This is a genomic window from Streptomyces sp. NPDC054883, assembly GCF_053610645.1.
Map to the genome: position 1 here is coordinate 54,479 of NZ_JBSGYT010000014.1, position 14,671 is coordinate 69,149.

General features: G+C 66.8%; 17 protein-coding genes. All 17 read right to left on the bottom strand.

What is annotated here, in order from left to right; genetic code table 11:
• Positions 1–10 precede the first annotated feature (10 nt).
• A complete protein-coding gene (locus ACWGH1_RS13365; RefSeq protein WP_453351467.1) occupies positions 11–1,138 on the bottom strand; it encodes a hypothetical protein in 1,128 nt (375 codons plus the stop codon).
• Positions 1,139–1,199: 61 nt separating this feature from the next.
• The gene (locus tag ACWGH1_RS13370) at positions 1,200–1,787 is read right to left on the bottom strand and encodes a helix-turn-helix domain-containing protein (RefSeq protein ID WP_453351466.1); all 588 of its coding nucleotides are present in this window, start codon (positions 1,785–1,787) and stop codon (positions 1,200–1,202) included.
• 8 nt (positions 1,788–1,795) lie between these two features.
• Positions 1,796–5,506: a DNA polymerase III subunit alpha gene (gene dnaE / locus ACWGH1_RS13375; RefSeq protein WP_453351465.1), complete on the bottom strand. Its 3,711-nt coding sequence runs from the start codon at positions 5,504–5,506 to the stop codon at positions 1,796–1,798.
• 115 nt (positions 5,507–5,621) lie between these two features.
• Positions 5,622–6,587: a hypothetical protein gene (locus tag ACWGH1_RS13380; RefSeq protein ID WP_453351464.1), complete on the bottom strand. Its 966-nt coding sequence runs from the start codon at positions 6,585–6,587 to the stop codon at positions 5,622–5,624.
• Between the two features lie 36 nt (positions 6,588–6,623).
• Positions 6,624–7,367, bottom strand: coding sequence for a hypothetical protein (locus ACWGH1_RS13385; protein ID WP_453351463.1), 744 nt, complete (start codon positions 7,365–7,367; stop codon positions 6,624–6,626).
• Positions 7,368–7,371: 4 nt separating this feature from the next.
• Complete coding sequence (locus tag ACWGH1_RS13390) at positions 7,372–7,515, bottom strand: hypothetical protein (protein ID WP_453351462.1); 144 nt, start codon at positions 7,513–7,515, stop codon at positions 7,372–7,374.
• Between the two features lie 18 nt (positions 7,516–7,533).
• A complete protein-coding gene (locus ACWGH1_RS13395) occupies positions 7,534–8,661 on the bottom strand; it encodes a hypothetical protein (protein ID WP_453351461.1) in 1,128 nt (375 codons plus the stop codon).
• Entirely contained in the window at positions 8,658–8,918 is a 261-nt protein-coding gene (locus ACWGH1_RS13400) for a hypothetical protein (protein ID WP_453351460.1), read from the bottom strand. The genes ACWGH1_RS13395 and ACWGH1_RS13400 overlap by 4 nt, the downstream gene beginning before the upstream one ends.
• Complete coding sequence (locus tag ACWGH1_RS13405) at positions 8,915–9,172, bottom strand: response regulator transcription factor (protein ID WP_453351459.1); 258 nt, start codon at positions 9,170–9,172, stop codon at positions 8,915–8,917. The genes ACWGH1_RS13400 and ACWGH1_RS13405 overlap by 4 nt, the downstream gene beginning before the upstream one ends.
• Positions 9,169–10,473 carry a DnaB-like helicase C-terminal domain-containing protein gene (locus ACWGH1_RS13410; protein ID WP_453351458.1) on the bottom strand — a complete coding sequence of 435 codons (1,305 nt, stop codon included), beginning with the start codon at positions 10,471–10,473 and terminating at the stop codon, positions 9,169–9,171. The genes ACWGH1_RS13405 and ACWGH1_RS13410 overlap by 4 nt, the downstream gene beginning before the upstream one ends.
• Positions 10,470–10,709 (bottom strand): response regulator transcription factor, encoded by a 240-nt coding sequence (locus ACWGH1_RS13415; RefSeq protein WP_453351498.1) that lies wholly within the window; start codon positions 10,707–10,709, stop codon positions 10,470–10,472. The genes ACWGH1_RS13410 and ACWGH1_RS13415 overlap by 4 nt, the downstream gene beginning before the upstream one ends.
• 2 nt (positions 10,710–10,711) lie before the next feature.
• Positions 10,712–11,167: a hypothetical protein gene (locus ACWGH1_RS13420; protein ID WP_453351457.1), complete on the bottom strand. Its 456-nt coding sequence runs from the start codon at positions 11,165–11,167 to the stop codon at positions 10,712–10,714.
• Between the two features lies 1 nt (position 11,168).
• Positions 11,169–12,005, bottom strand: a complete 837-nt coding sequence (locus ACWGH1_RS13425; RefSeq protein WP_453351456.1) for an ATP-binding protein — start codon at positions 12,003–12,005, stop codon at positions 11,169–11,171.
• Positions 12,002–12,403, bottom strand: a complete 402-nt coding sequence (locus tag ACWGH1_RS13430) for a hypothetical protein (RefSeq protein ID WP_453351455.1) — start codon at positions 12,401–12,403, stop codon at positions 12,002–12,004. The genes ACWGH1_RS13425 and ACWGH1_RS13430 overlap by 4 nt, the downstream gene beginning before the upstream one ends.
• 124 nt (positions 12,404–12,527) lie before the next feature.
• Entirely contained in the window at positions 12,528–13,394 is an 867-nt protein-coding gene (locus ACWGH1_RS13435; RefSeq protein WP_453351454.1) for a 5'-3' exonuclease, read from the bottom strand.
• Positions 13,395–13,853 (bottom strand): hypothetical protein, encoded by a 459-nt coding sequence (locus ACWGH1_RS13440; protein ID WP_453351453.1) that lies wholly within the window; start codon positions 13,851–13,853, stop codon positions 13,395–13,397.
• Between the two features lie 88 nt (positions 13,854–13,941).
• A complete protein-coding gene (locus ACWGH1_RS13445; RefSeq protein WP_453351452.1) occupies positions 13,942–14,667 on the bottom strand; it encodes a hypothetical protein in 726 nt (241 codons plus the stop codon).
• Between the last annotated feature and the right edge of the window lie 4 nt (positions 14,668–14,671).

Sequence of the window (14,671 nt, forward strand, 5' to 3'; positions counted from 1 at the left end):
ATCTCGTGGCTCATGCGGTGGCCTCCGTGATTTCGCCGGTGGTGGGGTCGACGCCGTCGGGGGCGTCGTCGTAGGTGACGGTCCGTTCGCCGTTGATCTCGCCGGAGATGAGGGCGAGGGCTCGTTCGCGGACCTGTTCGGCCAGTTCGGGGTGTTCGGCGAAGGCGGCCTTGACGGCGGGGCGGCCGTTGACCTTGGTGCCGTCGGGCAGCTCGTAGTAGCTGGCGTTGAGACGGGTGACGGCGCCGGTGGCGATGCCGAGGACAGCAGCTTCGTCGGAGCGGTCGATGCCGACGGGGCCGTACTGCTCGGTGGCGTGGTTGTAGAACCAGAAGTCGGCCGACCTGCCTTGGGGGGCGAGCTTGTTCCGTTCGACCTTCACGCGGAGCTGGCGTCCTACCTCCAGCTCCTTGGGGGCTTCTGAGACGGCGTCGTCGATGCCGACCTTGCGGGTGGGCTCGCTCGTCCTGGACATTTTGACCTTGGTGGTTGTGTTGTACTTCAAGGCGTTGGGGCCTGCGGACTTCTCTCCGCCGCGCGGGCTGCCGATGTTTGCGCGGTACTGGTTGATGAAGAGGACCAGGGAGTTGTGTTCGCGGCACAGTCCGGCGACGCGCTTGACCATGCGGGAGATGACCTGGGAGTTTTTGCCCATGGCGCTCTCGTCGGCCTTCTTCTCGAAGGCGGCCTTGGATTCCATGCCGCCGATCGAGTCGACGGTGACGACGGAGACGAGGCCGCTGCGCAGGACCATGGCTATCTGGTCGGAGACGTCCTCGGAGTGGTCGGGGTAGAGGTGGATGAAGTGGTCTTCGCTGGTGTCCACCCCGAGCTTCTCGGCCCAGGCGTAGTCGTAGGCCTGCTCCATGTCGATGAGGCAGACGGCCCGGTCGGGGTACTGGCGCTGGGCGTTGGCCATGGTGAGGTTCGCGAGTGTGGTCTTGCCCATGCCCTCGGGGCCGACGATCTCGTGGGTGCGCTTGAGGGCGAACCCTCCGACGCCGAGTGCGTAGTCGAGGGTGAGGGAACCGGTGGAGATGGCGTCGGGGCGCATCATCGTGTCGCGGCGGGTCAGGCGGTCGCCGTAGACCTTGGCGAGGTCGGCGCGGAGTTTTGCGAGGCCCTTGGCGGCGGGCATGTGTCTCCCTGGCGGTAGGAGGTGATGGAACCGTTGGCGGTCGGTTCGGGGCGGCCGTTGGTCAGCCTTCGAGGATTTCGGTGGCGGCGCCGTAGTCCCATTCGAGCGCCATTTCGAGCAGCGGCAGGCGCTTGATCATGTACTTCTCGCTGTTGTAGTCGCCGGGCGGGGCGGTACGGGGGTCACCGTAGACGCGGCCCTCCTCCAGGCGCAGGACCGTCTTGCTGGTGGACTTCATGGCGTAGCCGAGGACGTTCTTGTTCATGTGCAGGGCCAGGCGGGCCTTCTGCACGGCCTTGCCGAGGCGGATCCACGCTGCGGCGCTGTAGGTGCTGTTCCCCCGATCGTTGTAGGCGGCCGTACGGCTGGGGACGATCGCGTCCTCGATGGCGGCGCCCACGATCTCCCGGGAGGTGCCCTTGTCCCATTCCAGGATGGTGTCGAGCCGGTCGAGGGGGACCTTGCCGAGGGCGTCACTGACCTCGGGCGGTATGAAACCCGACTCCAGGGCGGCGTAGTCGCGGACGAGCAGGCCGAGGCGCTTGGCGACGTTGGCCTGGGAGAGTCCGAGGCGAGTGCGCGACTCGTGGGCGGCCGAGCCGAGGGGCGTCCAGTAGGGGTGGCTGAGGCTGGAGATGATGGTGGGCATTTGTGTCCTTACAGGGGCTGGTAGGTAATGAGGTTGAGGCCGCGATCGTTTTTGCGGAGTTCCGCGTAGCAAAGGAGGCCCTTGGTGAGGCGGTGTTGCTCGGCAGCCCAGGCATCGCGGTACACGGCGGCCCTGAGCGTGGAGGTTTCGGTCTCCAGGGTGATGAAGCCCATCGGCAGGGTGCGGTGCGGGCTGGCGGCGGCGATGATGCCCGCGACGACGTAGGTGCCGTTGGGGCCATTCAGCGCCCGCTCGGCCTGCTCGGCGACGGTGCGGCGGTCCTCCGGCGGCAGCTGGTCGAACGGGGTCGAGGTCAGGTAGGTGCCGAGCATCTCGTGCTCGATGTACCGGATGTCCTCGTCGGTGTAGGGGGTGACGTCGTCGATGCGCAGCGGCTCGCGGGGGGTGTACTGGCGGCAGGCCTTGGTGCAGCGCTTCGGGGGCGCCTTGCGCTTGAGGTGCTTGCCGGTCCGAGGGTTCACCGGCGGCGGCTCGGACTGCCAGTCGAAGGTGCAGAACGCGGGGCCCTCGACTCGGAACGTCTCGTCTCCGCGCTGCTCGTTCCACGAGGAGTGCTTCTCGACCCAGTCGACGTTGTTCCAGGAGGTGCAACGTGCGTCCTCGCCGGTCTTCTTGGCCAAGAGCTGTGCTTCCAGGCCGCGCCGGTTGGGGACGAGGGAGTCGAAGGCGCCGACGCGGGCGAGGAGGGTGACGACTCCGGCGTTGGCTTTGGGGCCCTTGCGGGTCTCGAAGTCGCTCCAGTGGTTGTACGGCTGGCCGACTTGTATGTCGGCGACGGCCGCTGACCCCACGCCCTTGACCGAGTCGAGACCGTAGCGGACTGCGTAGGCGGTCCGGTCGGCGGAGAAGCCGGTGCCGGAGGCGTTGATGTCGGGCGGGCGCACGGCGACCTGCAGGCGGCGGGCTTCTTTGACGAATCCGGGGAGCTTGTCGTTGTCGACGGTGGACATGACGGAGACCAGGAACTCGACTGGGTAGTGGCACTTGAGGAAGGCCGTCCAGAAGGCGAGGTAGGCGTAGGCGAAGGCGTGCGACTTGTTGAAGCCGTACTTGGAGAACTCGGCCATCTGGTGCCACAGGCGCTCGGCGGCCTCGCGCGGCATGTCGACGCGGCGCAGGAACTCTGCTCCAGCCTCGGCGATGGCGGAGACCTTCTTCTTGCCGAGGATCTTGCGGACGGCGTCGGCTTCGGACTCGTCGTACCCGGCGAGCAGGCGGGTGACGGCCATGACCTGTTCCTGGTAGATCATGGCGCCCCAGGTGGGTTCCAGGACCTGGCGCAGGCGTTCGTCCGGGTAGGTGACGGCCTGTTCTCCGGCGCGGCGGCGGAGGTAGGCGTCGGTCAGGCCGCTGTTTTTGGGGCCGGGGCGGACGATGGTGACCATGTCGGCGAGTTCGCCGATGTTGCGGGGGCGCATACGGCGGCACAGGTCGGTGCCGCTGGGGGTTTCGATCTGGAAAACGCCGAGGGTGTGGGCCTCCTGGAGGGTCTCCCAGACCATGGGGTCATCGAACTCGGCCTCCCAGGCTTCGAGGTCGATCTGGACGTGGCGACGCTCGGCGATGAGGTCGAGGCACTTCTGGATGGTGTCGAGGGTGGTGAGGGTGAGGATGTCGAACTTGACCAACCCGACGGCTTCGACGTCGTCCATGGACCACTGGGTGACCATCTGTTCTTCGCCGTCGACCGTGCGCATGGGGAGCCAGTCGGTGAGCGGGATGCCGGTGGAGATGACGACTCCGGCGGCGTGGCGGCCGTAGGACTTGAGGCGGCCGACCAGGCGTTCTGCCATGGCGAAGAGGGTGGGGTAGCGGTCGGCGTAGGGCTGGAGCTGGTCTCCGTGCTGGACCCAGAGGTCCTCCCAGGACATGCCGAGTCCGGCGGTTCCGGCTTCGGCCTCCTTGATCAGCTCCTTGACCTCCTTGAGGTCCGACTCGGCGTGGTCGGGGAGCTGGGAGCGCATGGCGCGCAGCAGGTTGTCGAGGACGGCCTTGTTCTTGAGACGGCCTTCTGAGCCGATGGTGACGACGTGGGTGGCTCCCCAACGCTGGCGGAGGTAGCCGAGGATCTCGCTCTTCTTGCTGGCGGGGAAGTCCACGTCGAAGTCGGGCAGCCCTGCGCGGCCCCGGGTGAGGAAGCGTTCGAAGAGCAGGTCGTGGCGGATCGGGTCGAGGCTGGTGATGCGCGCGAGGTAGGCAACGAGGGAGCCGCCGCCGGAGCCGCGTCCGGGGCCAACCAGGATTCCGTTGTCTTTGGCCCAGCCGCAGTAGTCGGCGACCATCAGGTAGTAGCCGCAGAAGCCCTTGTCTTTGAGCAGTTCCATCTCGCGCTCGTAGCGCTCGCGGTAGACCTGCTGGGCCTCAGGGGTGGCAAGCGGTAGGCGCTCCCAGTTCTGGCCGCAGAGGTTGTCCAGGCGGATGTAGTCCTGCTCGGGGTCGCCGGTGAAGGAAGGCGGGTCCGTCTCTCCCTCGATGCGGGCGTTGCAGCGGGCGGCGAGGGCCTCGGTGTTGGCGATGGCCTCGTTGACGACGTCCTCGCCGAGGTAGGCGAGGCCTTCGCGGACCTCGCGCTCGTGCATGACGTAGAGGTTGAGGTCCTCAGCGAAAAGATCTCCTTCGTCCTGGACGTCCTTCTGGGTCTGGCAGGCGATCCAGGTGTGGTGGGCGTCCGCGTCGTCCCTGGTCGGGAAGTGGGAGTCGACGGTGGCGAGCAGCGGCAGGTCGAACTCGCGCGCGAGGGCGACCAGCTCCTTGTTGAGTCGAATCTGCCGGGCCATGTCGTTGGGCTGGAGTTCGACGTAGAGGCGCCCCGGGTAGATGTCCATGAGGCGGGTGAGGCGGCCCCGGGCGAGGCCGATTTCGCCTGCTTCGAGGGCGACGGCGACGGGTCCGCGCAGGCAGCCGGTGCTGGCGATGACGCCTTCGCTGTGTCGGGCGAGGGTGTCGAAGTCCATGCGAGGGCGGTGGTAGAAGCCGTCGCGGAAGGACTCGGTGGAGGCGGCCCAGATGTGTCGGAGCCCGGTGTTGTTCATGGCGAAGAGGCAGACGTGCCAGTAGTCGGTGCGCAGGTACTCCTGGAGGCCCTTGTTGCCCTTCTCTGCACGCAGGAGCCTGTCGTCACACAGGTACGCCTCGATGCCGAAGATGGGCTTGATGCCTGCGGCGTCGGCAGCGCGCTGCAGGGCTGGATGGCCAGCGCAGGTTCCGTGGTCGGTGATGCCGATGGCGGTCTGGCCGTGGGCGGTGACCTGGTCGACGATCTCGGTCATGCGGGAGAGACCGTCGAGGGGCGAGTACTCAGAGTGGGTGTGAAGGTGCACGAAGCCGGAGGTGGGTTCGGGGACGCTGTCCCGGGCCTCCAGGTAGGCAATGACCTCTTCGTAGGTGGGACCTTCGTTGCCGGGGAAGTGGGCCGGGGCTGCCGTGGAGAAGTTGAGGAGGCCGTCGCCTCGAAGGCGGCCGTGCTGTTCTAGGTGGTGGCCTGGCAGAGCTGCGACTCCGCTGTTGTTGCAGATGAGGAGGCCTGCGGCTCCGGCGAGGGAGGCGCGCTCCCAGAGGGCGGCGCCGACGGTTGTCGGCGCCTGAGGGCTGGTGGTGCCGTCGATGGCGAGCCAGCGGGTGCCGTCGTCCTCGTGCTCAACGAGGGCGGGGAAGGTGTGGCTGGGGTGGGTACCGTAGGACGTGACGAGGCGCAGCACGGTGGTGGTCCCTTGCGCAGGTGATGAGGTTGATGGCCGGTCCGCCCTGCCGGGCGCCGAGGGGGCGACTCTCGGGGAGGGGCTGGGCGGACCGGATGAGCCGGGGCGGGACCGCTTAGTAGGACGGGGTATCCGAGGCCGGGGACCCGAGGTTGCGGATACGATCGCGGAGGTCCTGCGGGAGGCCCTGGGCGGAGGCGGGCGCGGCGGCCGGGAGGTTCATGGGGCCGCCGCTGCTGGAGGCGGCGGTGACGTTCCCGTCCTTGTCGACCTGCTTGGACGGGTCGAAGAACCTGGCGTAGTAGGCGTCGGAGGCCTTGTCGGCGACGATCGCTTCGAGGCTGATCTCCCGCTCCTGGGCGGCTTGCAGGTACTTGTCCCAAGCAGGGGTGCCGGGCTTGATGTCGGGCACCGGGTCGATCGGGACGATCTTGTAGTTCGTGTCGGTGCCGGTGCCGTCGCGGGTGATCGAGAAGTCGCGGTCGCAGACGGTGCCGTACAGGCCATGCAGGGCCTTGAGGTTGCCGAAGAAGCCCTTAATCGGCTGGTTCACGATGATGATGCGGGGGTAGCGCAACTTGACGCCGGTGGGCTTGCCGTCCGCGTCGAGTTCGTCGATCTCCTCGACCTTGTCCCGGACGCCGACGACGATGCCCTTCATGGCGGGGCCGCCGAGGGCTTCGCTGCCGTCACCCTTCACGATTTCGCGCTCCACGGCCAGGGCCCAGATGCGGATGCGGCTGCTGGCGACCTTGTCGAAGTTGTTCTTGATCTTCTTGTCGCAGATGTAGCAGTCGCTGTAGTGCCCGGCGAAGGCGTCGTCCTTGCGGCAGACGGCCGTCATGGACTTCGGCCAGTTCTCGGCGCCCTGTGGGGCGGCCTTGGTGGGGACGAAGGAGTGCTGCTCGACCCAGATCCAGTCGTCGTGGTCGGTGAGGAGCCGGATGGCGGTGGAGTCGGTGTCGTTCTTGAGGGAGAAGTAGTCCGCCGAGCGGCGGCCTCCGCTGTTGGCGTTGGCTTCCTTCTCGGCTTCCTCGGCGGCGCTGCCACCCCGGCGAAAGGTCATCGTGTTGGCGGTCACGAATGCTCCTGATGGTGTTGATGGAGTTGATGTCGGTTATCCGACGGCGGCAGTGGCGGCTGCCGCGATCAACTCCCCGTTCACCTCGGCTTTCTCGCTCAGGAAGAACACCGGCGTGCCGCCGAGGTCTTTCATGATGTGGAAGTCGGGGGCTGGCTGGCCGTGGAATCCGACGGCGAAACGAGGGATTCCGTGGTCTGCCAGGGCGCGGGCCAGTCCGGTCTGCCACTGGGCGATCCTGCGCACGTCGGTGCAGGTGGAGTCCAGGAGCAGGAAGGAGTAGGGCCATGCCTCCGGGGGGTTGAGCGAGGGTTGGCGGTCCCTCGTTCCACCATCAAAGCGGCCCGGTCCGGCAGGTGCAAGAAATTCGTCCGTCGGTTCTTCCAGGCGGCTCAGGAGAGATTGAAGAATGTCTCCGGCGGTATTTTTGGTGCCGTAGAGAGTGTTGACGCGGGCGGCGATAGCGGAGGCCAGTCTCAGCTGGCGGGCCAGTTCGTACCGGTCGAGGAAGGGCCTGCCGAGCGGCATGGCGTCGTATGCCTTTCGCGTTCCCCTGTTCAGGAGCTGGGACAGCACGTAGGTGAGGTAGGGGTCGCGGTCACCGCCTCGGGCGCGGTATGCCTGCATGAGCTGGCGCCTCGTGGCCTTGGGGTCTACTCCCAGGGCCCGGTAGTACCCGTTGACGTCGTGGCACAGCACCGCCCAGCTGGCTGGCATGAGGGCGGTGCTGGTGGACAGGATGGCGTGCTCGGGGGGACCGATGAGCTGGAGTCCCGCCACTGCCCTACTCCCCCTGGTCTGCTTCACCCTCCGCGAGCAGGGCGGCGCGCTCTTCCTCGGTGAGCGCCGAGGCGGTGCGGCTGATCGCAGCGGGCACGTCCTCCTGGTCGCTGGGAACGGTGATGCTGCCGGTGCCGAACTTGAGCATACGAAACTCCTCCTTGGGTCATCCCTTGGGTGTCGTGGCAGCAGGGGAGACAGCACAAGGGGCGCTGGTGTGGGCTTCCTGGAAACACAGGTGGCAGTACAGAACCGGGGGGCGCTGCCAGATCTGCCACGGTACGGCGTCGGCGATGAGGAGGTCGACGATCTCGTCGGGTAGCTCGGCCGGGTCGGCCGCGAAGGGGGATTCGACGATGAGGTTCTTGCAGAAGCGGCTGGCACGTTCCGGGGCCCCGGGGTAGTGGCGGCCGTTGTGTTCTCGTCCCTCTGCCATCTTCCAACCGGCCTGATCGTTGTCGGGCCACCAGATGATCTCGTCACGGCCGCGCGCAAGGTGGTCGACCTGAACGTTGGTCACGGCCGCGCCGAAGGTGGCCTCCACGGGCTGGTGGTGCCGGTGGCGCAGGCCACTCATGGGGGATTCGACGACCACGATGCGGGGGCGTGAGGGGTCGTGATCGAAGACGGTCTCCTCGCGGGGGAACCCGGGGGTGGAGAGGTACTTGGGTGCGGTGGGATCGGCGGCGGGCAGTCGTCGGGACTGCCATCCGACGAGCTGGCCTTTCCAGCGGTGCGGAATGACGGCTCGGGGGCCTGTCGGCTTGCGGTCGAGGAACCCGTCGGGGTCGGTGCATAGCCCCATGGCGGCGGCCGTGGCCTCGGGGATGCCGCGCTCGCCGGTGATGTAGTCCGGGATGCCGGTCTCCTTCCAGCGGTCGAGCATGCGTTCGCTGTAGACAGGCAGGGGTGCGCGGCGTTGTTCGGTGTAGAGGGAGTCGAAGAGGGCCAGGAGGTCGGGCAACTCCATGGCTCGGGTGAGCCCGGCTTCCCCGTTGAGCCAGTCGCGGGCCTGTTCAGTGGTGGTGTTGCGCAGGGTTGCGATGAGCCACAGGACTGTTCCGCCGCTGCCGCAGCCGAGGCAGTGCCACAGCAGGTTGGAGCTGTTCAGGGCTGCGGTGGGATTGCGTTCCTGGTCGGAGTGGTAGCTGCTGATGGGACAGGCGTGGATCAGCTCGTCGCCCTGGCGGCGCTTTACGGTGATGCCGAGGGAGTCGAGGACGTCGGCGGCAAGCTGGTCTTTGTGTCCCTCGGGCAGGGCGGTGAGTTCGTCGAGGGCTCTGTCGTGCTTCACCGGTAGTCCGCTGTCTCTTCGCTCCATGCGTAGAGGCAGGACATGCAAGCCCGGCAGAGGTGCTCGGTGTCCTCGTCCGGAACGGTCGCAGGGTCGTCGGCCATCATGACGACGGCCTTGCGCGGCTCTGCGCACTCCCCCACGACGACGGCGCTGTGCCAGAAACTCTGGAGGTCGTGGCTGTGGCACTTCGGGCACTGGGGTGCTTCGCCAGAGAAGCGGCGGAGCCAGGTGGTTGCCCGGATGTCGATCTTCACTGGGACTCCTTCGGGGGGAGAAGTTCCACCTGATGGGGGTGGATGAGGCCGCGTACGAGAGCGATGGCGACGGCGTGGGTGCGGTCTCGGGCGCCGAGGTGGCGCTTGATGACCTGGAAGTGGGACTTGACGCTTTCCTCGCCGATCCAGAGCTTGTGTGCGATTTCGGCGTTGGTGTGACCGTTCGCGGCGAGGACGAGGATACGGATGCGGCGTTCGGTGAGGATGCGGTCTGCCGGAAGCAGCAAGGTCACAGTGAGACCTCCCCGAGGGCGTGCTGGGTGCCGTACCAGGGTTCCCAGGCCATCCGCCAGTTCTTGAGGTCCATTCGCCGCGAGGCGAGCATCTGCAAGGTGGCCATGCCAGCGGCGACCTCGGTCTCGGATCGCATGAGGCCGAATACCCAGCTGCTGAACCGTTCGATGGCGGCCGATTCGGCGAGGTGCATCATTTCCAGCCTTCCCGCCTTTGCGGCGGCGGCAACGCCCTCTCTGTTGATCTGCGCGCACAGGAACAGCGGAGGGGTGTAGCGGCCGGTGGTGATGAGGGCTGCCAGCTCGCTCATGATCTCTGCGACGACCTGGGGGCGGGGCCTGTGCGCGGACGGTGCGGGGTGCTCGATGTGGCTGAGCTGGTCAATGATGATCGTCTTCGCGCCGTACGACTGTGCTTGCCGGATCAGGGCGCTGGGTGTCCGGAGGCCGCTGTCTGGGGAGAGGATGTGCAGTCCATCGCGGAGTTGATCACTGTTCTCCTCCAGCCAGGTGCGGACGCGGTCGACGTCCTCGGAGGTGCACGTGCCTTTCTGGTATTCGCGGTAGTCGACGCAGCAGATTTGGCACGCGAGCCTGTCGTAGGACATGCCGACGCTGTTCTCCAGCGTGTAGAGCACCGTTTCTCGGTCGGCTTTCCATTCGGTGTGGGCTACGTGGGTGGAGGTCCAGGACTTGGCACCCTTTGGCGGTGCAGCCCAGGTGCAGATCTCGCCTCCATGGATGCCGAGGGTGTGGGCGTCGATGGCTTCCATCCCGAGAGACATGCCGGTGATGACCTTCGGGGCGGTGGCCCTCTGGTCGTATCGCGCAAGGGAGTCACTGAGCCCTTGGATGCCCTCGACTTCGCTGGAACGATCGCGGACAGCCATGGACAGCTCGTGGAAGCGCTGCGCGGCTTCGTGAACGGTCTCGACGCGCTCGTTGGGCTCCGCCTGTGCCATGCCGACAGCGATTTCGCGTTGCAGACGCTGGCTCTCGGCGAGTACGTACTGAGAGCGCAGGTACTCGATCGCTGAGAAGACCTCGTCGACCTGCACGTCCTCAGCGGGCAGGTCGACGTTGCACTGTTCCAGGCGGTGCCCCCATTGCTCAATGAGGAGTTCACGGGAGGGCGCCTTCGTCCGGCCACTGCGATAGAAGTACGCCACTGCGTAGGCGACGACGTCACGCATGCCCACCAGCGGTATGCACTCGGGGGCGAGCCCGGTGTCGGCCAGTTCTTCGAGGGCATCGACGTCGGTGAGGGACGCGTACAGCACCGTCTCGGAGTGCAGGCTCATGCGTAATCCCGCCGGTCGGGGTCTGCCAGGCCCTTCTTGACGGCAAGCGAGACTGCCTGCGTGCGGTCGGCGGCCCCGAGGGCGGGCCTGATGGAGTAGCGCCAGTAGTCGCGGACGGTGTGAATGCTGATCGCGAGGCGTCGTGCGATGGTGCGGTCAGTGTTGCCTTGGCAGGCGAGCTGGATGACCTGGATCTCCCGGGGAGAAAGGCAGGTTCCCAGTGTCTTGAACTTCATCGTCACTGAGTGCCCCCTTGCAGCCGCGCGAGTTCGGCTTCGGCCCGGCTGGCACGCTTCGCCTGCCGCTGGGCTTCCTTGATGGTGCTCTGGTGAGCGCTGGTGGTGTGCTTGAGTCGCCGGGTCAGCTTGTCCAGCTCGTGCTTCTGGCGCCTGGGCTTATTGGTTTGGACCAGGGCTTCGCTGACGTCGCCGCCCACCCTTCGCAGCGCGTTGCGCAGGTCGGTCAGGGCTTGGCGCGCGGAGACGATGGCGGGCAGGTCCTCGAACGGGTCCGTGTCGGCCTCAGCGTCCTTGGCCGCTGCGTCGAGTCCGTCGGCCAGCACGATGATGTGGGCGTCCTGAGGATTGAGAGCGCGTACCTGCGTGGCCCAGAACGCGATGCGGTTTGCGAGCGAGCGCCGCATGAGCACGGGCTGGTCGAACTCGTCGTCGAGGCCCAGGTAGTAATCGTCCATGTCAGACCATCGCAATCGGCCGGGTCAGGCCCAGGCTGGTTTCGTGGCGGGAGAGTTCCCGGCGCTGGGGGCGGAAGTCGGTGCCGGTGACCTCGATGAAGTCACACTGCTCGGTGAGGAGGCTCATGGCGTAGCCGCCGTAGCCGTCCTGGATCTGCTGGGGCGTGAGGTTGGTGGTGATGGCGATGGGCGCCGAGTCCGAGACGCGGGCTCGGATGATTTGGTCGACCATCGCCTCGACCATTTCCAGTCGGCCCTTGGCTTCTTTGCCCATGTCGTCGATGGCCAGGAGGTCGACGTTGCGTACGCGGCGGTTCCACTGCTCGCGCTCGCTCTGGTCGCGCCAGCTGGAGGTGAAGAGGTCGATGATCTCGTTGAACTGCGAGAAGTGAACGAGAACGCCCTGTGCCATGAGCGCCTTGCACAGGAGGCTGAGCAGGAGGGTCTTGCCCGTGCCGGGGCTGACGGACCACAGGATGATGGAACGGCCTGCTGCGATGTGGCGTGCCGCCGAGACGGCGTAGGCCATGAGCTGCTCGACGATGGCCGGGGGTACGGCGCTTATGTCGTCCCAGGTGAGCCTCTGGTAGTTCAGTCCGATGCCCGCGTTGAGGAGCCACAGGTGCAGGAGCCACTGGGCGCGGCAGTCGCATTCGTAGACGGCGATGTCCGTGCGGGTGCTGTCGGCGTACCAGCGGTAGGTGTTTCCGTTGTGCTTGAGGCAGGTGATGCAGGTGGTGCGCGGGTCGGTCCACAGGCGGGGGCGGGTGGCGCGCAGGCGCTGGTAGTCGGCGTCCGAGAGGGGGGTGCAGGCCTGCGGGGGTGGGGCTGCCTTCATCCGATGGTGCCGAGTCGTTCGGCGATGGGCTGGGCGAAGTAGGGGTCCGAGCCCTTGCAGAACCTGGTGGCGGTGACGGGCGCGGAGCGCCAGTAGCCGTCCTGCTGCTCGAAGACGAAGCGAGCGATCGGTCCGGCTTGCTGCCTCCATCGGCCATGGAAGCTCTTGAAGATGGCGGTTTCGCGAGCGGGGTCGGCCGGGGGCTGGGGGCCATGGCGTTCGGCGACGGCTCGCAGGACGTAGTCGCGGAGCTGCTGCCAGGACCAGTCGCGGGGGTTGTCGAGCAGGTCGGTCGTCGCTGCCGGGGCCTGCTGGATGGTCAGAGGCGCTGGGCGCCGGGGTTCGGGCGTGGGCGCGGCGGTCTTTCCGTATGCGGCGTCGGCAGAGAAATTGATCATGCAAGGGCTCCAACCTGGCGGGTGGCTGGTGCGGCAGGTTGGCGGTGCTGCCGCAGGTGAAGGGCCCCTGGCGGTGGGGCTCTTTGAAGCTATCCGCAGGCTGCTGGGGACGCAAGAAAGTGGGTCACCAGAGTTCGTTGGCGACGAGGCGGCGGGTGAGTTCGCGTAGCCCGTGGTGGTCCAAGAACTGCGCGAGGGCCTCCCAATGAGCGCCGGGACCTGGTCTGGTCGGCATGAAGGGGCTGATCGTCGGCACCGGATAGTGGGTTTCGCGGAGGTCTACGAGCTGGAGGTAGGTGGCGATGTTGTCGCGCTGTTCGGCGATCGCCGCGTGGGTGATCTTGTCGAGGTCCCATCCGGCGGCCGACAGGTGCTTGATCGCCTTCACCATTCCTATGCTCCGTACCCCGGGGATGTTGTCGGAGGTGTCGCCCGCGAGAGCCATGGCGAGGGGCAGCTGCTCGGGAGTACAGCCCAGGGAGTTGATCACATCCTCGGTGCGCCACCGGGCGTCGCGATTGTCGCCGGTGGCTTTGAGCTGCTGGCAGTTGAAGCCCGTCGGCGTGCGTCCGACGAGTTGGAGCAGATCCTTGTCGTTGCTGACGATGACGACGTCGCTGGTGGCGGTTCGCCAGTAGGAGGCGATGAGATCGTCGGCCTCCACGCCGTCGAGGTGGTGTTGGGGTACGCCGGAATGGTGCAGCCACTCCCGGGCGAGCGCTCGGGAGTGGCCTCGGTAGGGGTCGGCGGCGGTGGGCCGGGTCGCCTTGTACGGCGGGTACAGGGCGGTGCGGGCGGCGTATCCGGCGTCCCAGAGCACGCTGACGCGGAAGGGCTCCTCGGTGCGTATGTGGCGCGCGATTGTGTTCGCGAAGACGACGAGGGCTGAGGTGTCGATCCCAGTCGGGCTGTGCATGGCGGCGCTGCGCCGGGTGGCTTCGACGGCTCTGACGAGGATGTTGTTGCCGTCGATCAGCAGGGTGGGGCGCATTCAGCTCTCCAGGAGTTTGGGGCCGATGTACTGGTCTGCCACCGCCGTCAGGACGGCGCAGGCGCGACGGAGTTCGACGCCATTGATCGCCCGTCGCTCGTAGAGCGCCCAGGCAAGTCGTTCGGCGTCGGGCAGGGTGAGGCGGCGCTCTGCGCTGCGTCCGCGTCCTTGGACAGCCCGGAGCGTCAGGGGGTGACCTCCTGCTGATAGGGGGCGCTTCCTGGCGTGTACCTGGCGGCGAATCCACTCGGCGTCCCTGGCGAAGACCCAGTTCGAGACTTCCCCGAGGGTGAAGTGGGGGTTGCGTAGCGGCCTACTGGGGTCGGCCAGCTGGTATTTCGGATTGGTCTCTACCGGAAAATCCTCGTCGTAGAGGAGGTATTCGTTGTTCTCCGGATTGGTTGTGCGGGGCCGCCCTTGTGTGACAAGGACGATGGGTTCGCTTCTGTCGCTCGGCACTGGTTCCCCTTCTTATGCCAGTACCTCCGTCCGGTCATTCCGGACGGAGGTGATGGAGGCATATTCTCACTGTTTGGCTGCTGGTCGGCTACCGGAGGTGAATGCTGTTGGTGCCTCGCTTCACGTCGCTGATGAGGCTGATGATCTTGGCGGCGCGCTGGCGGCGCTTGGGCGAGACCAGCATGCTCCTGATCTTGTCCTCGCTGATGCGGCGGCCTCGGACCGGTTCGGTGCAGGCGAGGTACTCGGCCCGCGAAATGATGCCGGTTTCGTACGCGGCGAGGAGCTTGGACTCGCTGAACTGCGCCCGGTCGGAGGTCCGCTGGCGGGTGAAGCACTGACCGCTGCCGTCGAGGGTCGCGGTCTCCCAATTGCCCGGGGAGGCGATGAGGTAGTGGCCCTTCGCGTCCTGCGGCGTCTTGCCGCGCTTGGCCACACCCGACTCCTCCGCCACGACATCAAAGTGCTGGGAGACCATTTCGTTGACCTCGGCCTTGCGCTGGCTCAGGGCCTTCATGGCCTCGTCGATCGCGTTGCGCTCCTCGGCAAGCTTGATCAGCTCCTCCTCGTCCAGGGCGCGCCGTTCAGCGGGGGGCGGCACCAGGCCGAAGAGCATCGGCAGCTTGGTGACGGAGCGCATGAGGCTCTCCCCCATGCGCTCGATGACCGCCGGTACGGCCTGCCTCTTCGGGGCCGGAAGGGTGGCGAGATCGGCGAGGAGGGCCCCGAGGTCGCTGTTTCCGTTCTTGAGCGCGAGAGCGGCCTTGTCGAAGTCGTAGGCGGGAACGAGCGCGGTGGACGTGGCGTTGGGCACAGCG